This window comes from Micromonospora sp. bgisy143 (assembly GCF_057708145.1).
The window spans coordinates 33,729-53,180 of record NZ_JBYIRN010000022.1 but is presented as its reverse complement, the minus strand read 5'-3'; the positions used below and the strand labels follow the sequence as shown (position 1 = coordinate 53,180).

Annotated in this window: 19 protein-coding genes and 1 riboswitch; of the genes, 13 read left to right on the top strand and 6 right to left on the bottom strand. The window is 71.7% G+C overall.

Going from position 1 to position 19,452, the window contains the following annotated elements; all coding sequences use genetic code 11:
* Positions 1-2 precede the first annotated feature (2 nt).
* Both AC3EN4_RS23350 and AC3EN4_RS23345 read left to right on the top strand, forming a co-directional pair.
* Complete coding sequence (locus AC3EN4_RS23350) at positions 3-1,169, top strand: globin domain-containing protein (RefSeq protein ID WP_435207832.1); 1,167 nt, start codon at positions 3-5, stop codon at positions 1,167-1,169.
* Positions 1,166-1,861 (top strand): DivIVA domain-containing protein, encoded by a 696-nt coding sequence (locus tag AC3EN4_RS23345; RefSeq protein WP_435207831.1) that lies wholly within the window; start codon positions 1,166-1,168, stop codon positions 1,859-1,861. Before AC3EN4_RS23350 ends, AC3EN4_RS23345 begins: the two co-directional genes overlap by 4 nt.
* A 50-nt stretch (positions 1,862-1,911) precedes the next feature.
* Here AC3EN4_RS23345 and AC3EN4_RS23340 read toward each other — a convergent pair whose 3' ends face one another.
* Positions 1,912-2,568 (bottom strand): NAD(P)H-binding protein, encoded by a 657-nt coding sequence (locus tag AC3EN4_RS23340; protein WP_435207830.1) that lies wholly within the window; start codon positions 2,566-2,568, stop codon positions 1,912-1,914.
* 339 nt (positions 2,569-2,907) lie between these two features.
* Here AC3EN4_RS23340 and AC3EN4_RS23335 point away from each other — a divergent pair, with 339 nt between their 5' ends.
* Both AC3EN4_RS23335 and gcvP read left to right on the top strand, forming a co-directional pair.
* On the top strand, positions 2,908-3,753 hold the full coding sequence (locus tag AC3EN4_RS23335; RefSeq protein WP_435207829.1) for an NAD-dependent protein deacetylase: 846 nt from the start codon (positions 2,908-2,910) through the stop codon (positions 3,751-3,753).
* 63 nt (positions 3,754-3,816) lie between these two features.
* Positions 3,817-3,912: riboswitch (glycine riboswitch) on the top strand.
* Positions 3,913-3,983: 71 nt separating this feature from the next.
* Positions 3,984-6,806, top strand: a complete 2,823-nt coding sequence (gene gcvP / locus AC3EN4_RS23330) for an aminomethyl-transferring glycine dehydrogenase (protein ID WP_435207828.1) — start codon at positions 3,984-3,986, stop codon at positions 6,804-6,806.
* A 93-nt stretch (positions 6,807-6,899) separates the two neighbouring features.
* On the opposite strand, the gene AC3EN4_RS23325 is transcribed toward gcvP, so the two are convergent.
* Complete coding sequence (locus AC3EN4_RS23325; protein WP_089000314.1) at positions 6,900-7,100, bottom strand: DUF5999 family protein; 201 nt, start codon at positions 7,098-7,100, stop codon at positions 6,900-6,902.
* 96 nt (positions 7,101-7,196) lie between these two features.
* Here AC3EN4_RS23325 and AC3EN4_RS23320 point away from each other — a divergent pair, with 96 nt between their 5' ends.
* The 5 genes from AC3EN4_RS23320 to AC3EN4_RS23300 all read left to right on the top strand — a co-directional run bounded on the left by AC3EN4_RS23320 (position 7,197) and on the right by AC3EN4_RS23300 (position 11,361).
* Positions 7,197-8,417 carry a chorismate-binding protein gene (locus AC3EN4_RS23320; protein ID WP_435207827.1) on the top strand — a complete coding sequence of 407 codons (1,221 nt, stop codon included), beginning with the start codon at positions 7,197-7,199 and terminating at the stop codon, positions 8,415-8,417.
* Between the two features lie 31 nt (positions 8,418-8,448).
* Positions 8,449-8,958 carry a peptide deformylase gene (gene def / locus AC3EN4_RS23315; protein WP_435207826.1) on the top strand — a complete coding sequence of 170 codons (510 nt, stop codon included), beginning with the start codon at positions 8,449-8,451 and terminating at the stop codon, positions 8,956-8,958.
* 197 nt (positions 8,959-9,155) lie between these two features.
* A complete protein-coding gene (locus AC3EN4_RS23310; protein WP_435207825.1) occupies positions 9,156-9,485 on the top strand; it encodes an ArsR/SmtB family transcription factor in 330 nt (109 codons plus the stop codon).
* A gap of 3 nt (positions 9,486-9,488) precedes the next feature.
* On the top strand, positions 9,489-9,764 hold the full coding sequence (locus AC3EN4_RS23305; protein WP_422740295.1) for a hypothetical protein: 276 nt from the start codon (positions 9,489-9,491) through the stop codon (positions 9,762-9,764).
* A 31-nt stretch (positions 9,765-9,795) separates the two neighbouring features.
* Positions 9,796-11,361 carry a serine hydrolase domain-containing protein gene (locus tag AC3EN4_RS23300; protein ID WP_435207824.1) on the top strand — a complete coding sequence of 522 codons (1,566 nt, stop codon included), beginning with the start codon at positions 9,796-9,798 and terminating at the stop codon, positions 11,359-11,361.
* Here AC3EN4_RS23300 and AC3EN4_RS23295 read toward each other — a convergent pair whose 3' ends face one another.
* Positions 11,362-12,135: a sulfite exporter TauE/SafE family protein gene (locus tag AC3EN4_RS23295; protein ID WP_435207823.1), complete on the bottom strand. Its 774-nt coding sequence runs from the start codon at positions 12,133-12,135 to the stop codon at positions 11,362-11,364.
* A gap of 183 nt (positions 12,136-12,318) precedes the next feature.
* Between AC3EN4_RS23295 and AC3EN4_RS23290 the strand changes: the two genes are divergently transcribed.
* Both AC3EN4_RS23290 and AC3EN4_RS23285 read left to right on the top strand, forming a co-directional pair.
* Entirely contained in the window at positions 12,319-13,098 is a 780-nt protein-coding gene (locus AC3EN4_RS23290; RefSeq protein ID WP_435207822.1) for an endonuclease/exonuclease/phosphatase family protein, read from the top strand.
* Positions 13,099-13,113: 15 nt separating this feature from the next.
* Positions 13,114-13,917: an MBL fold metallo-hydrolase gene (locus tag AC3EN4_RS23285; RefSeq protein ID WP_435207821.1), complete on the top strand. Its 804-nt coding sequence runs from the start codon at positions 13,114-13,116 to the stop codon at positions 13,915-13,917.
* Between the two features lie 6 nt (positions 13,918-13,923).
* Here the strand turns inward: AC3EN4_RS23285 and AC3EN4_RS23280 are convergent, their stop codons facing one another.
* Entirely contained in the window at positions 13,924-14,922 is a 999-nt protein-coding gene (locus AC3EN4_RS23280) for a tyrosine-type recombinase/integrase (protein WP_435207820.1), read from the bottom strand.
* A 546-nt stretch (positions 14,923-15,468) separates the two neighbouring features.
* Between AC3EN4_RS23280 and AC3EN4_RS23275 the strand changes: the two genes are divergently transcribed.
* Positions 15,469-16,314 (top strand): SCO4651 family lipoprotein, encoded by an 846-nt coding sequence (locus AC3EN4_RS23275; protein WP_435207819.1) that lies wholly within the window; start codon positions 15,469-15,471, stop codon positions 16,312-16,314.
* A gap of 82 nt (positions 16,315-16,396) precedes the next feature.
* Here the strand turns inward: AC3EN4_RS23275 and AC3EN4_RS23270 are convergent, their stop codons facing one another.
* Together AC3EN4_RS23270 and AC3EN4_RS23265 are read right to left on the bottom strand one after the other, a co-directional pair.
* The gene (locus tag AC3EN4_RS23270; RefSeq protein WP_435207818.1) at positions 16,397-16,984 is read right to left on the bottom strand and encodes a DinB family protein; all 588 of its coding nucleotides are present in this window, start codon (positions 16,982-16,984) and stop codon (positions 16,397-16,399) included.
* Positions 16,985-16,989: 5 nt separating this feature from the next.
* On the bottom strand, positions 16,990-17,793 hold the full coding sequence (locus tag AC3EN4_RS23265) for an alpha/beta fold hydrolase (RefSeq protein ID WP_435207817.1): 804 nt from the start codon (positions 17,791-17,793) through the stop codon (positions 16,990-16,992).
* A gap of 170 nt (positions 17,794-17,963) precedes the next feature.
* On the opposite strand from AC3EN4_RS23265, the gene zwf reads away from it, so the two are divergent.
* On the top strand, positions 17,964-19,343 hold the full coding sequence (gene zwf / locus AC3EN4_RS23260) for a glucose-6-phosphate dehydrogenase (RefSeq protein WP_435207816.1): 1,380 nt from the start codon (positions 17,964-17,966) through the stop codon (positions 19,341-19,343).
* Positions 19,344-19,452: the final 109 nt, after the last annotated feature.

Here is a 19,452-nt window from a genome sequence, read left to right as displayed (position 1 = left end):
GCGTGGACGCGGCCCGACTCAAGCAGAGCTGGTCCCTCGTCGCCGCGCACGGCGACGAGGTGCCGCTCTACTTCTATTCGACGTTGTTCCTGGCCCATCCCGAGACGCGGCAGATGTTCCCGACGAACATGGCGGGGCAGCGGGATCGTCTGGTCACCGCGTTGGGGCACATCGTGTCGCATGTGGACCAGGTGGATCGGCTGGTGGGTTTCCTCCAGGACCTGGGCGCGGATCACCGTAAGTTCGCGGTGCGCGCCGAGCACTACCCGGCGGTCGGTGAGGCGCTGTTGGCGACGTTGCAGCATTTCCTGGCCGAGCAGTGGACCGACGAGCTGGCCCAGGACTGGGCGGCCGCGTACGGGTTGATCGCGCAGGTGATGACGGAGGCCGCGCAGGCCGCGGAGGCGGTGAACCCGCCGTGGTGGGTGGCGGAGATCGTCGCTCACGAGCGGCGGGCGTTCGACGTGGCGGTGTTGACAGTGCGTCCGCAGTACCTGTTGCCGTTCACCCCGGGTCAGTCGATCGGGGTGTCGCATCCGGCGGTGCGGTCGTGGCGGTACTACTCGCCGGCGAACGCGCCGCGTGCGGACGGCACGTTGGAGTTGCATGTGCGGGCCGCGCCGGGTGGCGCGGTGTCGTCGCGGTTGGTGTACGGCTCGGCGGTGGGGGACCGCATCAACCTGGCCGCGCCGGTCGGGGAGCGGCTGGCGTTGTGGTCGGCGGGCTCCAGTGACCTGTTGGTGTTGACGTCGGGCACGGGTTGGGCGCCGATGAAGGCGTTGGTGGAGCAGGTGGCCGCGGAGGGTTCCCGTCGTCGGGTGGACCTGTACGTGGGTGCGCGGTCGCGCAGCGAGTTCTACGACAGCGACGCGATCGACAAGATGGCGTCGTCGTTTCCGTGGCTGACGGTGACGTACGTGGTGGGTGCGGACGCGAACCGGCCGGGTGAGTTCGTGCACGCGGTGGACCGGGCGTTGGCCGACGGTGACTGGCGTTCGCGGCACGTGTACGTGTGCGGGTCGGACGAGATGGTGTCGCACGCGGCGCAGACGTTGGCGCGGGCGGGTTTCCACGACGGTCAGGTGCATCACGAGGGTCTGGGCAAGCAGTGGTACGGCCCGGCGTGGCGTACGGCGGTCCAGCAGTCGAGTGCAGGGGGTGACCAGTGAGCGCGAGCCCGATCAGCCGGTACGACGGGATTCAGGTCTCCGGTGGTGTGCAGGTGCGGATGACCTCCGACCGGGTTCGGCGGTGGGAGTTCGGTACGGCGCCATTCGCGCGGCGGGGCTACGACCACGCGGACGTGGATCGGTTCCGGGTGCAGGTCGCCGACGAGTTGGATCTGTTGGCGACGCAGATCGCGCATCTGCGGGCGGAGAACGAGCGGCTGACCGATCGGGTGGAGTTGCACCGCCACGGGGTGATCCCGAGCGCGGGGGCGGCGGCGAAGGTGCCGGCGGCCAAGGAGGTGAACCTGCTGTCGGCGGCGCAGCGCGAGGCCGAGCAGATCATCGCGCAGGCGCACGACTACGCGCGGCGGGTCGCGGAGTACGCCCGGGTGCAGTACGAGAGTTACATGCGGGCGGCGGCGGAGGAGGCGAAGCAGGAGGCTGAGCGGGCGGTGGCGGAGTACCGCAGTTCGGCCGGGTCGAGCTTCGACGACACGGTGGCGACCCGGGAGGCGTTGCGGATCTTCGGCGAGATGATGGTGTCGCACATGCAGGCGGCGGCGCGGCATCTCGACGACGGCAGTGAGCAGTTGGCGCGCACGATGGACCGGATCGCGAAGGAGACGCCGGGGGCGCCGTTCGTGGGCGGTGCGGCGGCGCAGACGGCGTTGCCGCGTCACCACCAGCGCTGAACAGCCACCGGGGTGGGGCCCTCGACGTGGGGCCGCACCCCGGTGGTGGTTCAGGTGGTGGCGGCGTGGACCGCGTCGGCGATCGGGGTGGGTCCGTCGACGAGTTCCAGGGTCGCGCCGGCGGTGCGGGGTTCGTCCAGGAGCGCGGCGAGGACCAGGGCGACGTCGGCGCGGCTGACGGCCCCTCGGCCGGCGTGTGGGGTGAGGGTGACGTGGCCGGTGGGTTCGTCGTCGGTGAGGCGGCCGGGCCGCAGGATCGTCCAGGCCAGGTCGCGGGCGCGCAGGTCGTCTTCGGCGGCGCGTTTGGCGCGCAGGTAGGCGGCCCACACGTCGTCGGTGCCGGCGGCGGGTGGCCGGTCCACGCCCATCGAGGAAACCAGCAGGTAGCGGTGCACGCCGGCGCGGGTGGCGGCGTCGGCGAGCAGCGCGGCGGCGGCCCGGTCGACGGTGTCCTTGCGGGCGGCGCCGCTGCCGGGTCCCGCGCCGGCGGCGAAGATGACCGCGTCGGCGTCGTGCAGGTGCGCGGCGACCTCGTCGACGTCGGCGCGTTCCAGGTCGCAGACGACGGCGGTGGCGCCGACGGCACGCAGGTCGTCGACCTGGTCGGGGTTGCGGATCAGGCCGACGGCGGTGTCGCCGCGCTCGGCGAGGCGCCGTTGCACGAGCAGGGCGATCTTGCCGTGGCCTCCGGCGATGACAACACGCATGTGCCCAACCTACCGGCGGCGTCGGCGTGGGTCGCGGTGTAGCTCGCCGCTGTCGGACGGGCGGCCGCCACGGTGGGCCGTGTGCTCCTGGCTTCCTTTGGAGCTGACTCGTCTGCGACATCGGTCAGCTGTGCCGGCTGTGCCCGTGCGCCACGGAGCGGCCGATCAGCAGGGGCACCGCATCCCTCCCAGGTCGGTCGTGACCGTCTGATTCGTTGACGACATCAGCTCCAAAGGATCCGCGCACCACCCTCGCCGCCACCCGCCAGCATCACCGCCGGCGGGTGGCCTCCCGGCGGGTGTTCGGCGTCGGGGGGTGCGCTGAGGCAGCATGAAGAGGTGACAACGAGCGTGCAGGAGCTGGCCGAGCTGGTGGCCGGTGGTCAGGTGGTCGTGCTCAGCGGGGCGGGCCTGTCCACCGAGTCGGGCATCCCGGACTATCGGGGGCCCTCCGGGGTGGCCCGGCGGCACACCCCGATGACGTACCAGGCGTTCACCCGTGACCCCGTCGCCCGGCGGCGGTACTGGGCGCGTAGCCACCTCGGGTGGCGGTTGATCGCGCGGGCGACGCCGAACGCGGGGCATCGGGCGGTGGCCCGGTTGCAGGACGCCGGCCTGGTCGACGCGGTGATCACGCAGAACGTGGACGGGTTGCACGGCGCGGCGGGCAGTGACCGGGTGGTGGAGTTGCACGGTCGCCTGGACGAGGTGACCTGCCTGGACTGCGGCAACCTGACCTCCCGCGAGGAGGTGGACCGGCGGCTGCGCGAGGCGAACCCCGACTTCGTGGCCCGGGTGGCCGCGGTCAACCCGGACGGTGATGTTGATCTCCCTGACGAGCAGGTGGCGCAGTTCCGGCCGGTGGACTGCGGGATCTGCGGGACGGGGATGCTGAAACCGGACGTGGTGTTCTTCGGCGAGACGGTGCCGCCGCAGCGGGTGGCGCGGTGTTTCGCGCTGGTGGAGCAGGCCCGGGCGGTGGTGGTGCTCGGGTCGTCGTTGACCGTCATGTCGGGCCGCCGGTTCGTGATCCGGGCCGCGAAGCAGGGCATTGCGGTGGCGATCGTCAACCAGGGGCCGACCCGGGGTGACGGGTACGCCACGGTGCGCGTCGACGCGCCGCTGGGGGAGGTGCTGCCGGCGCTCGCCGAGCGGGTCACCGGCGCGTCGGCGGTGCCGGTGTGACAGTCGTCCCCGGGTAGGACATCTGCCGGAAACACCGGCGCTGGTAGCGTTGACCATGCCGGTACCACCCACGTGGGAGAGACCGCCCGGCAGTTCGGGCGGCGCCGAAGGGGCAAATCCTCCCCGGAACCTCTCAGGCAAAAGGACCTCGTGGGCAGGCACTGTGGAGCGCCCGTGGGGTGTGACAGAGGGGGAGGCCGACCCGTCGACCTCGCCCGGGAGCGCCCCTGATGTCCCTAGAGCAGTTCGCCACCCGTCACATCGGCCCCGGCCCCGACGACGAGCGCCGCATGTTGGAGGTCGTCGGCCACGAATGCATCGACGAGCTGATGGACGCCGCGATCCCCGAGGTGATCCGCTGGCACGGCACCCTCGACCTGCCGGCGGCGGCCACCGAAGCCGAGGCCATCGCCGAGCTGCGGGCCCTGGCGGCCCGCAACACCGTCGCCGTCTCGATGATCGGACTGGGGTACCACGGTACGCACACCCCGGCGGTGATCCGCCGTAACGTCCTCGAAGACCCGGCCTGGTACACGGCGTACACGCCGTACCAGCCGGAGATCAGCCAGGGGCGCCTGGAGGCGCTGCTGAACTTCCAGACCATGGTGACCGACCTGACCGGCCTGGCCACCGCGAACGCCTCGATGCTCGACGAGGGCACCGCCGCGGCGGAGGCGATGACCCTCGCGCGCCGCGCGTCCAAGAGCAAAAGCAGCGTGTACGTCGTCGACGCCGACGCCCTGCCGCAGACCATCGCGGTGATCACCAGCCGGGCGGTGCCGCTCGGCATCGACGTGCGGGTCGTCGACGTCGCGCGCGACGAGTTGCCGGCCGAGTTCTTCGGCCTGCACCTGCAGTACCCGGGGGCGTCCGGTGCGGTCCGTGACCACTCCGCCCTCGTGACGGCGGCGCACGCCGCGGGTGCCCTGGTGACCGTCGCGGCGGACCTGCTGGCGTTGACGTTGCTGCGGGCGCCGGGGGAGATCGGCGCGGACATCGCCGCCGGCACCACCCAGCGGTTCGGCGTACCCATGGGCTTCGGTGGGCCGCACGCCGGTTACCTGGCGGTGCGCGCGGGCCTGGAGCGGATGCTGCCCGGGCGCCTGGTCGGGGTGTCCCGTGACGCGGACGGCAACCCGGCGTACCGGCTGGCGTTGCAGACCCGCGAGCAGCACATCCGGCGGGAGAAGGCCACCAGCAACATCTGCACCGCGCAGGTGCTGCTCGCGGTGATGGCCGGCATGTACGCCGTCTACCACGGCCCGGACGGGCTGCGGGACATCGCGGCGCGTACCCACGCCATGGCGGCGCGGCTCGCGGCCGGCCTGCGCGCCGGGGGCGTGGACGTCGCGGACGTCGCGTTCTTCGACACCGTCACCGCGACCGTGCCGGGCGGCGCGGCGCGGGTCGTAGCGGCCGCCGCCGAGCGGGGTGTGAACCTGCGCCTCGTCGACGCCGACCGGGTGGGGATGTCCTGCGACGAGACGACCACCGACGCGCACCTGCGCGAGGTGTGGGCGGCGTTCGGGGTGCCCGCGTTCGACGGTGACGCCGACGCGGCCCTGCCCGGCGACCTGGCCCGGACGACCGACTTCCTGACCCACCCGGTGTTCCGCAGCCACCACTCTGAGACGGCGATGCTGCGCTACCTGCGGCGGCTGTCGGACTTCGACTACGCCCTGGACCGGGGCATGATCCCCCTCGGTTCGTGCACGATGAAGCTGAACGCGACCACCGAGATGGAGCCGGTCAGCTGGGCGGAGTTCGCAAACCTCCACCCGTTCGCGCCGGACGACCAGACCGTCGGGTACCGGGAGATGATCGGCCAGGTGGAGTCGTGGCTGGCCGAGGTGACCGGCTACGACGCGGTCAGCGTGCAACCGAACGCCGGGTCGCAGGGTGAGCTGGCCGGGCTGCTGGCGATCCGCTCGTACCACGCGTCGCGGGGCGAGTCGCACCGCGACGTGTGCCTGATCCCGTCGTCGGCGCACGGCACGAACGCGGCCAGCGCGGTGATGGCCGGCATGCGGGTCGTCGTGGTGGCCTGCGACGACGACGGCAACGTCGACCTCGTCGACCTCGACGCGAAGATCGACAAGCACCGGGACGCGCTCGCCGCGATCATGGTGACGTACCCGTCGACGCACGGTGTGTACGAGACGGGCATCGCGTCGCTGTGCGCGAAGGTCCACGACGCCGGCGGTCAGGTGTACGTCGACGGGGCGAACCTCAACGCGCTCGTCGGGTACGCCAAGCCCGGCAAGTTCGGCGCGGACGTGTCGCACCTGAACCTGCACAAGACGTTCTGCATCCCGCACGGCGGCGGCGGCCCCGGCGTCGGCCCGGTGGCGGTCCGCGCGCACCTGGCGCCGTTCCTGCCCGGCGACCCGCTCGGCGCGCACGTCGACGCCACGCCGGCGATCTCGGCGGCGAAGTACGGGTCGGCGGGCATCCTGCCGATCCCGTGGGCGTACCTGCGGATGATGGGCGCCGAGGGGCTGACCCGGGCCACCGGCGTGGCGGTCCTCGCGGCGAACTACGTGGCGGCGCGGCTGCGTGAGCACTACCCGGTGCTGTACACGGGCAACAAGGGCCTCGTCGCGCACGAGTGCATCCTCGACCTGCGTCCGTTGACGAAGGCGACCGGCGTGAGCGTGGACGACGTGGCGAAGCGACTCATCGACTACGGCTTCCACGCGCCGACGATGTCGTTCCCCGTCGCGGGGACGCTGATGGTGGAGCCGACCGAGAGCGAGGACCTGGCCGAGCTGGACCGGTTCTGCGACGCGATGATCGCCATCCGTGCGGAGATCGAGCAGGTCGGCTCGGGGCAGTGGCCGGCGGGGGACAACCCCCTGGCGAACGCGCCGCACACCGCGGCGATGGTCAGCGGTGACGAGTGGCCGCACCCGTACCCGCGGTCGGTGGGCGCGTACCCGGCGGGCGTGGACCGGGCCGGGAAGTACTGGCCGCCGGTGCGGCGGATCGACGGCGCGTACGGCGACCGGAACCTGGTCTGCTCGTGCCCGTCGCCGGAGGCGTTCGAGGACTGACGTGGGGCACGCCGGGGCGGGCGGGTTTCGGCCCGTCCCGGCAGCCGCTGCGCGGATGGGCAGCGACTCGGTGTGGTGACGCTGGGTGGTCGTTCAGGCCACGAGGGCGTGGCGGGCGGGACCGCGGTGGGGTGCGATGCTGCTGCCGTCGGGGAGCAGCTCGCCGGTGTCCTCGAAGACGATGACACCATTGCAGAGCAGGCTCCAGCCCTGCTCAGGGAAGCAGGCGAGGACCCGGGCGGCTTCCCGGTCGGTGGCTTCAGCGGAGGGGCAGGTCGGTTGGTGCTGGCACATCGGGTTCTCCGGACTGTGGGGGCACTGTGTCATGGTTCACATGACCAGTGACGCACAGTACCAAGCGAAAGTGTCCAGCATCGAGCAGGTGTCGGGTTGGCGCACGGGAAATCCACTGAACGGATGAGGAAGATCGGACCATACGGCGTGGAACCGCTCCCACAGGTGCTGGTCGATGTGCCCGCCGCACCGCCCGGATGCCGCGACACCCTCGTCGAACGGGCCCGCCTGCAGTGGCGCCGCACCGACGGCGGCGACCCCGCCGCCCTCGCCCAGGAGTTCCTGGCCGGGCACGGCCTGGACCTGTCCGACCTGAACCGACCCGCGCCCGCCCACCCGGACGGCGGCGCCTGCGGCGCGGCGCTCTACCTGTCCGCCGCCGCCGGCGCGCTGCTCGCCGGCGCACCGGTCGGCGCGCCGGAGCCGGCGCCGGCCCTGCCCGACCTCGCCGTCGTCGTCTACCACCACGGACCCGCCCGCGTCGCCCCCACCGACCCGGCCACACCGTGGTGGCTCGGCCCGTGGACCGAGAGTTGGACACCCGCGCAGCACGCCGCCGCCGTCGAGGCCGTCCGCGCCGCCATCGGCCGCGGCGACGTCTACCAGAGCAACCTCGTCGGGCACGCCGCCGCCCCCTACACCGGCGACCCGCTGCCGGCCCTGCGTCGCCTCGGCGCGCTACCCGGCGCCCGCTACGGCGGCGTCCTGACCGGCGACGGCTGGGCCATCGGCTGCGCGTCCCCGGAAACCCTCGTCGAGCTGCACGACGGGCACCTCATCACCCGCCCCATCAAGGGCACCCGCCCCGCCACCGCCACCGGCCGCGCCGAACTGCTCACCAGCGCCAAGGAACGCGCCGAACACATCATGATCGTCGACCTGGAACGCAACGACCTGGCCCGGATCGCCCGCACCGGCACCGTCACCGTCGACGACCTGTTCGCCGTGCGCCGCTGGTGCGACCTGTGGCAGGCCGAGTCCACCGTCCGCGCGCGGGCCGCCGACGGCCTCGGCCTCGCCGACCTGCTCCGCGCCACCTGCCCCGGCGGCTCCGTCACCGGCGCACCGAAACTCGCCGCCCTCACCCACATCGCCGCCGCCGAACCCGTCGGCCGGGGCGCCAGCATGGGCGCCCTCGGCTGGGTCGCGCCCGGCCGCATCGACCTCGGCCTGACCATCCGCACCGCCGCCGCCGACGGCGACACCCTGCACACCTGGGCCGGCGGCGGCATCACCTGGGACAGCGACCCCACCGCCGAGGTCGCCGAGGCCGCCGCGAAGACCGCACCGGTACGCGCCGCCCTGGCCGGACACTGACACCACCACCGGCGGCGATAGGCTGACCGGCATGACCATGCGGCCCATCCGGATCATCGGCGACCCCGTCCTGCGCACCGAGTGCGAGCCGGTCACCACCTTCGACGCCGAGCTGCGCGCCCTGGTCACCGACCTGATGGACACCCTGCTCGGCGAGCCCGGCCGCGCCGGCGTCGCCGCACCCCAGATCGGCGTCGACGCCCAGGTGTTCGTCTACGACGCCGACGGCCACCGCGGCCACCTCATCAACCCCACCCTCGAGCTCTCCGAGGAGACGCAGGACGACGAGGAGGGCTGCCTGTCCATCCCCGGGCTGTACTTCCCGACCGTGCGGGCCCTGCACGCCACCGCCCACGGCGTCGACCAGCACGGCGAGCCGCTGACCATCAGCGGCAGCGGATTCCTCGCCCGCGCCCTGCAACACGAGACCGACCACCTGCGCGGCACCCTCTACGTCGACACGCTGCGCGGCGACGTCCGCCGCCGGGCCCTGCGCGAGATCCGCGCCGGCCGCTTCGACTCACCTAGCCGCCGCGGCTGATCCTCCTTTCGGAGGCGGTACGCGGACCACGCGCCCGAAGACCCAGGCCGTCGCCGGCGCTGCCAGCGGGGGAGACCACCGCACGTTCGCACGACGACGCTCCACAGCGTTGACACCCCCACGCCACCCCTGTCAGACTTCTATGACACCGCCTGTCAGGTAAATCTGACAGGGTGCTGGGCGGAGAGGGAACGACGATGAGCGGCACCTTGCCGACCGGTGACGAACTCGTACCACTGCTGGCCGCGCTGGCCAGCCCACACCGGCTACGAATCCTCGCCGCCCTGGCGCGGCAACGCACCTACGTCAGCGACCTCGCACGCCAACTGCACATGAACCGACCCCTGCTCTACATGCACCTGCAAAAGCTGGAAGCCGCCGGCCTGGTGACCGGCGAACTGGTCACCGCGCCCGACGGCAGCTCGGTGAAGTACGTCCAGGCCGTGCCGTTCACCCTCGCCCTGGACCTGACCGCGATCGTGCTGGCCGCACAGAGCCTGACCGGCACCACAGACAAGGAGACGTGAGCGATGACCCCCCAACTGGCACTGGACGTGGCGCAGACCTCCACCCTCGCCGTGACGGCGATCGTCCTCGCGGCGGTCACTGTCGCCGGCCTCATCACGACCGGCATCTACCGCGCCCGCTACGCGGCAGCCCGCGAGGAGAGCTACCGCTCCCTCGCCGAACGCGGCACCGACAGCGCCCAGGCCACCGCAGCCGCGCTCAAGGGCGTCCGCGACGAACTCGGCGAGGTCCAGCAGCGACTGGCCGCGCTCGAGAAACTGCTGAGCCAGATCGGCTGACGGCAGCCGACAACGCAGGAGGGCAACCACCATGGACACCCGTACGTCACCGACGCGGACCTGCCGCCTCCTCGCCGCAGCCGCCTGCGTGCTCGCCCTGACCACGACGCCCGGACCCGCCATCGCCAGCCCCACGACCCCGGACGAGCTGACCACCAGCGAACGCTACCTGCACACCTACCAACAGCAGACCCGGGCGCCCGGCCTGGCATACGCGGTGATACGCGGCACCCAGGTGATCCAACGCGGCGCGTGGGGCGTCGACGGCAACGGACGGCCCATGACCACCCAGACGCCGTTCCTGCTCGGCTCCACCAGCAAATCGTTCACCGCGCTCGCCGTGACCCAGCTTGCCGAGTCCGGCCAGATCAACCTGGACACCACTGTCGCCACCTACCTACCCTGGCTGCGCCTGGCCGACCCGGCCACCACCCGGACCGTCACCGTCCGGCACCTCCTGACCCACACCAGCGGCCTGCCCCAGGTCTGGAGCACCGACCTGACCGACCGCTACGACAACGAGCCCGGCGGCCTGACCCGATCGGTACGCGACCTCACGACAGTGCGGCCCATCGCCGGCGTCGGAGAGACCTACCGGTACAGCGACGCCAACTACATGATCCTCGGCGCGCTCGTCGAGAACGTCACCGGCGACACCTTCGGCCGCTACCTGCGCCGCAACGTGCTCGACCCGCTGGCCATGACACACTCCGCCGCCACCGCCGACGAAGCCCGCGCCGCCGCCCTCCCGCCCGGACACCGGTACTACCTCGGTCGGCCACAACGCTTCGCCGCACCGTTCGACACCGCCGGAGTGCCCTACGGCTTCCTCGCCGCCAGCCTCGACGACCTCACCCACTACGCCATCGCCCACCTCGACGACGGCCGCTACGCCCAGAACACGCTCCTGAGCCCACAGGGCATACGCCAGCTGCACACCGGCACCGTCGACACCGGCCACGGCACCTACGGCCTCGGCTGGCAGAACAGCACCCTCGACGGCGTCGGCGCACCCATCGTCTGGCACGCCGGCGCAACCCCCGACTACTTCACCCACATCGTGCTCGCCCCCGAGACAAACCTCGGCGTGGTCGTCATGACGAACGTCTACGGCCTGGCGATGGACGCGCCACTGAGCGCCGCAGCGTTCAACCTGGCCCGCATCCTGCACGGCGGCACCCCCGCCACCGCCACCGCCACCGCCGACCCCGTCCACAACTGGACCCTGGCCGGACTCCTCGCCGTCGCCACCGCGCTGCTCAGCACCCTCGGATGGTCCCTCATCCGCGCCCGCCGCACCCGGCGGCAGGACCCCCGCACGCCGGCCCGGACGACCACCGTCACCCTCCTCTGGCTCGCCGGCTGCGCCACCGTCGCCATAGCCGCCGCCCGGCAGTTGCCCCGCCTCTTCCAAGGCGCCGACCTGGCCAAACTATCTCTATGGGCACCCGACATCGGTCACGCCATCGCCCTCGTCATCGCCCTGTCGGCCGCCCTCGCCCTGACCCGCCTCGCCATCGGCATCCACACGATGACGACCCGACGCCCCCGCCAGCGCATCGCAGGCCACCCACGCCCGCTGACCCGCCAAGGGTGATCAGCCAGCCACCCACTGGTCGTAACCCAGCTTCGCCACCAACGCCAGCACCACCACCAGCAACACCACCCGCACGAACCCCGACCCGCGGCGCAACGCCATCCGCGCACCCACCACCGCACCCGCGATGTTGCACACCGCCATCGCCGCGCCCAACCACCACCACACGTGCCCGGTCAGCGCGAACACCACCAACGCGCCCAGGTTCGTCCCGGCGTTGACGACCTTCGCCATCGCCGACCCGTGCACGAAGTCCGCACCCACCAACGCCGTGAACGCCAACACCAGGAACGTGCCCGTACCCGGCCCGATCAACCCGTCGTACAGCGCGATACCCACCCCGGCCACACCGACCGCCGCCACCACCCGCACCCGGGTCCGCCGCGCCGGCACCGCCACCACCCCCAACCGGGGACGCAGCAGCACGAACACCGCCACCGCCACCAGAACCACCAACACCACCGGCCGGTACGCCGACGCCGGCACCGCCCCGGCCAACGCCGCGCCCACCCCCGCGCTGAGCACCGCCACACCCGCCGCCGGCCCCGCCAGCCGCCAGTCCACCTTCGTGCGCCGCGCGTACGTCGCCGCCGCCGTCGCCGTCCCGAAGATCGCCGCCAACTTGTTCGTGCCCAATGCGGTGGCCACCGGCACCCCCGGCGCGGCCACCAACAACGCCGGCAGCAGCAGCAACCCACCACCACCGACCACGGCATCCACCCACCCGGCCATCGCCGCGGCGGCCAGCAGGGTACTCAGCGATACGACGTCCACGGGCGGCAATTCTCCCCACCCGACCCGCGTAAGCAGCCCGTGAAGTGGCACGACTCACCGCTCACCGGCCACGCCGACGCCGTAACCACACCCCCCACGCCCCGACCGCCACGAACACCAGCATCGAACACAGCAACACCTTCACCACCCGGCAACCCTGCCACGGGGACGTAAGGTGCAGGAGTGCGCCTGGCCACCTTCAACCTGCTGCACGGACGATCCCTCACCGACGGCCTCGTCGACGCCGACCGACTCGCCGCCGCCGTACACGCCCTCGACGCCGACGTCCTCGCCCTGCAGGAGGTCGACCGCGACCAACACCGCAGCGGCAACCTCGACCTCACCGCCATCGCCGCCCGCGCCCTCGACGCGCCACACCACCGCTTCGCCGCCGCCGTCGTCGGCACCCCCGGCGAACGGTTCCGCCCCCTGCGCCACGACGACGACGGCCACGGCGAACCCTGCTACGGCATCGGCCTCATCAGCCGCCACCCCGTACGCAGCTGGCACATCACCCGACTCAAACCCGCGCCCGTACGCTCACCCGTCTACGTCCCCGGCCCCGGCGGCGGCCTCATCCTCCTCGACGACGAACCCCGCGTCGTCCTCGCCGCCATCCTGGACACCCCGCACGGCCCCCTCACCGTCGCCGCGACCCACCTGTCCTTCGTACCCGGCTGGAACGCCCGCCAACTCCGCCAGACCGTGCGCGCCCTGCGCGCCCTACCCGGCCCCCGCGTCCTGCTCGGCGACCTCAACCTCCCCGCCGGCCCGGCCCGCCTCGTGTCCCGCTGGCAGCCACTCGGCCGACGCCCCACCTACCCCGCCGGACAACCCCGCGTCCAACTCGACCACATCCTCGCCGACCGACACGCCCTCGACGCGCTCCCACCCGTCCGGGCCGTCACCACCCCGGCGTCCACCATCTCCGACCACCGACCCCTGCTCGTCGACCTCGGCTGAACGGCACGGACCACCGTGAGCACACCGTCACCGGCAACCCGGATCACCCACATCGGCGGACCCACCACCCTCATCGAGGTCGCCGGCTGGCGCATCCTCACCGACCCCACCTTCGACCCACCCGGACGCCGCTACACCTTCGGCTGGGGCACCGCGTCACGCAAGACCACCGGCCCCGCCATCGCCGCCACCGACCTCGGCCCCATCGACGCCGTCCTGCTCAGCCACGACCACCACGGCGACAACCTCGACGACACCGGCCGCGCGCTGCTCACCACCGCCGGCACCGTCCTCACCACCACCGCCGGCGCACGCCGCCTCGGCCACCACACCCACGGCCTACGCCCCTGGCAGACCACCCGTCTGGTACGCCCCGGCTGCCCCACCATCGACGTCACCGCCACCCCCTGCCGACACGGCCCACCACTGAGCCGCCCCCTCGTCGGCGACGTCATCGGCTTCGCACTGCGCTGGCCCGGCCAACACCACGGCGCACTGTGGATCACCGGCGACACCGTGCTGACCCGCCGCGTACGCCAGGTACCCACCCGCATCCGCGTCGGCACCGTCCTGCTGCACCTCGGCGGCGTCAGGTTCCCCATCACCGGCCCACTGCGCTACTCCATGACCGCCCGACATGCGGTACGCCTGTGCGCCACACTGCGCCCGCACACCACGATCCCCGTGCACTACGAAGGCTGGCAGCACTTCCAGGAACCCCGCGACGTCATCGAACGGACGTTCACCACCGCACCACCCGCCGTGTGCGACAGCCTCCGCTGGCTCCCACCGGGGGAGCCCACCACGATCGCCGTCTGACCGCGCTCATCCCCGGTCCGCCACCAGAGCAGCCAACACCCGATGGGTACGACTCGCGCGGATCGCCTCACGCTGCTGCCCGGCCGTCACCTCGATGTACGTCTGCGACGACGCCAACGACGCGTGCCCCAGCAACCGCATGATCTCCGCCGCGCTCGCCCCGTCCTCCGCCAACCGGGTCGCGAACGTGTGCCGCAACGCGTGCAACCGCGCCCCCTTCGGCACCCGGTCACCGATACCCGCCCGCCGGTAACACGACTCGACCAGATACTGCAGACCACCCCGGCGCAACGGCTCACCCCGCCGATCCACCAGCAACGCCGAGTCCGGGCGTACCGACCGCGACCCGAAACGCCGCGCCCGACTGGCCAGGTAGTCCGCCAGCACCCGGTCCAGATCCGCCTCGATCGGCACCACCCGGGGCCGCCCACCCTTGCCGGCCACCTCCACCCGCCGCTCACCCGGACGCCCACCCAGCGACCCCACCCGCAACGCCAGCAGCTCCGACAGGCGCAGCCCGGCGCAGAGCGCCACCGCCAGCACCGCCACGTCCCGCTCCGGCCACGGATCCCGCTGCCGCCCGTCGTCACGCGCCACCGACGCCAGCAGCACCTCGGGCGTGTCCGCGCCGCGCAGCGGCTTCGGCTCGGGCAGGACGGCCCGGGGCCGGTCGACCGCCGGCATCGGGTTGCCCGCCACCACACCGTCGGTCACCAGGAACGTGAAGAAGCTGTTCCAGGTGGACCAGGCGCGGTGCACCGACGCGGGGGCCCGGGGAGCGGCGAACCGGGCGAACGCCGCCCGCAGCACCCGGGGGGACAGGTCGGCGATCGTCAGCTCGTCGAGGGGGAGGGGAGTGGCGGCACAGTCGGCCACCAGGGCAGCGACCGCGTACAGATCCCGTCGGTAGGCCGCCAGGGTGTGGGGGGAGGGCTTGCGAGTGGCCCGGGCCGTCAGGAACTCCTCGATCAGCACCTTGAGCGATTCGTCCTGTTTGTCATGCATAAGCCATATTATGCATGATTCTCGCGTTGCCCGACAGGGAGGGGAGAGGGGGAGCGCGGACGACACCGGACTCGCCAACCCGGTCACCGGGCGACCGGCAGCCCAGCGGGGCTGCTGCTGCGCGCGCAGCACGTTGACGTTCGAGGCGAGGCGAGGCGAGGGCGACGCGCTGACGTTCGAGGGTGGAGCCGCGGCAATGCTGCGCGGGACGCCCGAGGCGTGCCATCCGCCCGAAGCGGCGTGACCCGACGCTCTCGATCCACGAGATGCGCCCATGATCGTGCTCGATCCAGGATCGAGTGGTCTCGGCGCGCGGTGGAGGCCACTACTTCACGGTTCGTGCACGATCTCGACGGTGTGCACCCGCTCCCGATGGGTGTGCGGCCACGGGTGCGGGGCAGGTCGGGGGTGGGCCTTCCACGGTTTACTTTACATAATGTGCATTATCGAATGTGGAGCGGCACCCGGGGATGGACCCGGTGGGCTAGCGTGTCGTCGATCTACTGGGGAGATTCCCCGCAGCCTTGTAGGGAAAGAAGCAACTACGTGTCTTTGTGGAAGAAGACCGCGCTCGTCGCGGTCTCGGCGCTCACCGCACTCGCCGCCTCCGCCTGCGCAGTGGCGACCGGCTCGTCGGGTTCGTCCGACGCACCGAAGCAGACCAGCGTCCTTGAACTGCTCGCCAGCGACCTCAAGGGGTCGCTGCAGAAGACGATGGACACCACCGACAAGAGCGACTCGGTGACCCTGACGATGACGGGCACCGCCGGTGGCGAGAAGATCTCGATGCAGGGTGTCCTGGACCTGGGTGACCCGGTCAAGGCCGAGATGACGATGGCGGACGCGAAGGACGGCCCGACCGTCGTCCGGCTGATCGGGACGGCGTTCTACGTCGAGGTGCCGGCGAAGGACCGCGCCAACATGGGCGGTAAGCGCTGGCTGAAGATGGACATGGGCAGCATCGGCCAGCAGGCCGGGATGGACTTCAGCAAGCAGTTCGAGGACATCGACCCGACCAAGCAGGTCAAGACGCTGCTCGCGTCCGAGGGTGTGACGGTCGTCGGTGAGGAGACCGTCAACGGGGCGAAGACGGTCCACTACACCGTCACCACTCCGGTGGCCACGCAGTTGGCTCAGGTCGACGCCAAGCTGCGGGCCGGTGTGGAGAAGCAGTTCGCCGCGGCGGGCGTCAAGGAGGTCAAGGTCGACCTGTGGGTCGATGAGCAGTACCGGCCGCGTCGGGCGGGCACGAACATGGGCGCGATGGGCGACGTGCTGGTCGACTACACCGACTACGGCAAGCCGGTCAGCATCGAGACGCCGCCGGCGGCGGAGACCACCGACTTCGCCGAGATGTTGCAGGGGCTGAAGGGCCTGGCCGCCGAGAACTGATCGGCGCGGTGTGGCTGCCCGGCCGACGCGGAGACGTGTCGGCCGGGCAGCGCCGTTTTCGCCGCCCGCTCCCCCAGCTCGGTCAGTCGAACTGGTCGGCCAGTTTGCGCAGCTTGTCGACGTACGCCGGCCAGTCGTAGTCGGGGATGGCGGTGCCGTCCTGCCGCCACCCGATCGCTCCGTCGTGCTGCTCGCGCATGATGTCCAGCTGGCCGGCGTGCCGGGCGAGGTCGCCGGTGACGTGCATGATGACCCGGGCCAGTGTCACGTCCTGCCGGCCGGGCTGCCACCAGGGCACCTGCCCCGGCGCGTCGAGCGGTAGCTGGTTGATCGTCTCGTCCGCGAAGGCGCCGACGCGGCGGTACAGGTCGATGAGGCCGTCCTTGGTCTCGGTCTCGGTCGCGTACCAGTCCGCCTGGGGGTCGTCGTCGAAGGCGGTGAGTGGGACCAGTTCCGCCGGGGTCGGGAACTCGCGGCCGAAGGTGGGCCCGAAGTAGGCGGCCTCGACGTTGAGGCAGTGTTTGACGACTCCCAGCATGTTGTTGCCTGTGGTGGTGCGGGGCGTTCGGGCGTCGCGTTCGCCGATGCCGTCGAGTTTCCAGATCAGGTCGTCGCGGCTCCTCTGGAGGTAGTAGTGCATCGCGGCCTTGGTGTCGCCCAGGTCAGCCATGGCGGTCATTGTGGCGTACGGGTCTGACGCTGTCCGGTTCGGTGGAGCCAGGCCCGGGTGTGGGCGCGGAGCAGGGCGGGTTGTTCGAAGGGCAGGTAGTGCCCGGCCTCGTCGAGGGTGGTGTAGGTGCCTCGGGGGTAGCGGCGCATGGCGTGGAACTGGTCGGCGTAGCCGACGATGCCGTCCTGGCGGCCGGTGAGTACGGTGACCGGCCCGTGGAAGGGGGTGTCGGCGGTCTCGTCGGGGAGCGCGTATCCGGGTCCTGTTCGCAGTTCCTGCTGGAAGGTGTGGTCGCCGGGGCCGCCGGTGTTGAGGGCGTGTACGACGGTGGCGACGACGGTTGGGGTGCGGTGGCCCAGCGCGGTGTCGAGGTGTGGGCGCAGGTCGGTGGGGGCGGCGTCGAGCCAGCCGGTGGGTCCGGGGGGCGGACGGTGCTCGGGCAGGGTGCGGCTGGCCGGTGCGATGGTGATGCCGGGGCAGACGAGGAGCAGGCCGCGGACGAGGTCGGGGCGTTGGCGGGCGATGCCGGCGGCGAGGTAGGCGCCGTAGGAGGCGCCGGCCAGCAGGGCCGGGGCGTCGATGTGGTGGTCGAGCCAGGCGCAGATGGTGGTCAGCAGCGCCTGGGAGGTGGGCGGGCAGGTGGGTGGGGTGTCGCCGTGGCCGGGCAGGTCCAGGTATGTCTCGCGCAGGCCGGTGTCGGCGAGGGCGGGGTGGAAGGCGGCGGCGGTGGCGGCGCGGGTGGTGCCGAACATCGGTAGGCACACGATGTCGGGGCCGGCTTGCGGTGAGCGGTCGGCTGCCAGGGGCATGCTGGTCCCTCTCGGGGCGTGGGGGTGTTACCGCGTCATCTTCCGTCGTGGCGGATGGGCGGGTGGGGGTGTCGCCGACCTCACTGTGGGCCGTTCGCTGGGAATTCCGCTGGCGGGACGCGCCGTTGTCCGTTCGGAAGATCAGGTTCTCATGATCGGATGGAAGTGCCATGCGCGTGCGCTCAGACGCGGTTGTGCTGTTCGGCGTGACAGGTGATCTTGTCTCGAAGAAGCTGTTTCCGGCGTTGTACGAGTTGACCCGGCGGGGACGTCTCGACGTTCCGGTGATCGGGGTGGCCCGCTCCCCCTGGGATGATCAGCAGTTGGTGACGACCGCCCGTAGGTCGGTGGCGGAGGCGACCGACGAGGTGGACGACGGGACGTTCGACGCGTTGGCGGACAACCTGTCGATGATCTCCGGGGATTACGCGGATCCGGCGACGTACGAGCGGCTGGCGGAGCGTCTGCGCGACGCGCGGCGGCCGATCTTCTACCTGGCGATTCCGCCGATGGTGTTCGGTTCGGTGGTGCGGGGCCTGGCGGCGGTCGGGTTGGCCGATCGTGGTCGGGTGATCGTGGAGAAGCCGTTCGGGCGTGACCTGGCGTCGTCGCAGGATTTGGATCGGACGCTGGGGGCGGCGTTCGACGCGAGTCGGGTGTTCCGGATCGACCACTACCTCGGCAAGGAGGCGGTGGAGGGTTTGTACGCGTTCCGGTTCGCGAACCGGCTGTTCGAGCCGTTGTGGAACCGTGAGCACATCGACAACGTGCAGGTGACGCTCGCCGAGGGTTTCGGTACGCAGGGTCGGGCCGGTTTCTACGACACGGTGGGTGCGACGCGGGACGTGTTGCAGAACCACATTTTGCAGGTCGTGGCGTTGATCGCGATGGACGCGCCGGTGCGTGACGACGTTGACGCGTTCCGTGAGGCGGAGGCGGCGGTGCTGCGGCAGGTCGTGCCGTTGGCGCCGGAGTCGACGGTGCGGGGGCAGTACGCGGGATACCGGGACGAGCCGGGTGTCGCGCCGGGTTCGAACACGGAGACGTTCGTGGCGACGCGGTTGACGGTGGATTCGCCCCGGTGGGCGGGTGTGCCGTTCTATCTGCGGACGGGTAAGTCGTTGCCGGGGACGGCGACGGAGGTGGTGGTGGAGTTCAAGCGGCCGCAGCGGTCGTTGATCCCGGCCGAGGGTGGCGCCGTGGCGCCGGCGAACCTGTTGCGGTTCCGGTTGGGTCGTGGGGACGGCATCACGATGTCGATCCAGGCGAAGAGTCCGGGCGCGGAGGTGGCGAGTCGGCCGGTGAACCTGTCGGTGGACTTCGGTGCGGCTCTGGGTCGGCGTCAGGAGGCGTACGAGCGGTTGCTCGACGACGCGATGAACGGGCAGCATCTGCGGTTCGCGCGGGCGGAGACGATTCGGCAGGAGTGGCGGATCGTGGAGCCGATCCTGGATCTGGCGGCGCCGGTGCTGTCGTACGACAAGGGCAGTTGGGGTCCGGCGGACGCGGATGCCCTCGCCGGTGGCTGGCACGCGCCGGACCTGGGGTAGTCCCGGCGTGGGCTGAGTGACCGCTCAGCTCACGGGAGGGACCGTCCGGCGACGGTGAGGTTTGCTCCTCGGGGGCGGGGTGGGCACGTTGGGGCCACGTTTCGTCCGC

Excerpts from the sequence above, each read along its gene's own strand:
- def (WP_435207826.1), top strand. The coding sequence starts at position 8,449 with ATGACCATGCGGCCCATCCGGATCATCGGCGACCCCGTCCTGCGCACC.
- AC3EN4_RS23300 (WP_435207824.1), top strand. The coding sequence starts at position 9,796 with ATGGACACCCGTACGTCACCGACGCGGACCTGCCGCCTCCTCGCCGCA.
- AC3EN4_RS23280 (WP_435207820.1), bottom strand. The coding sequence starts at position 14,922 with ATGCATGACAAACAGGACGAATCGCTCAAGGTGCTGATCGAGGAGTTC.
- AC3EN4_RS23325 (WP_089000314.1), bottom strand. The coding sequence starts at position 7,100 with ATGTGCCAGCACCAACCGACCTGCCCCTCCGCTGAAGCCACCGACCGG.
- AC3EN4_RS23265 (WP_435207817.1), bottom strand. The coding sequence starts at position 17,793 with ATGCCCCTGGCAGCCGACCGCTCACCGCAAGCCGGCCCCGACATCGTG.
- AC3EN4_RS23340 (WP_435207830.1), bottom strand. The coding sequence starts at position 2,568 with ATGCGTGTTGTCATCGCCGGAGGCCACGGCAAGATCGCCCTGCTCGTG.
- gcvP (WP_435207828.1), top strand. The coding sequence starts at position 3,984 with ATGTCCCTAGAGCAGTTCGCCACCCGTCACATCGGCCCCGGCCCCGAC.
- AC3EN4_RS23270 (WP_435207818.1), bottom strand. The coding sequence starts at position 16,984 with ATGGCTGACCTGGGCGACACCAAGGCCGCGATGCACTACTACCTCCAG.
- AC3EN4_RS23310 (WP_435207825.1), top strand. The coding sequence starts at position 9,156 with ATGAGCGGCACCTTGCCGACCGGTGACGAACTCGTACCACTGCTGGCC.
- zwf (WP_435207816.1), top strand. The coding sequence starts at position 17,964 with ATGCGCGTGCGCTCAGACGCGGTTGTGCTGTTCGGCGTGACAGGTGAT.
- AC3EN4_RS23305 (WP_422740295.1), top strand. The coding sequence starts at position 9,489 with ATGACCCCCCAACTGGCACTGGACGTGGCGCAGACCTCCACCCTCGCC.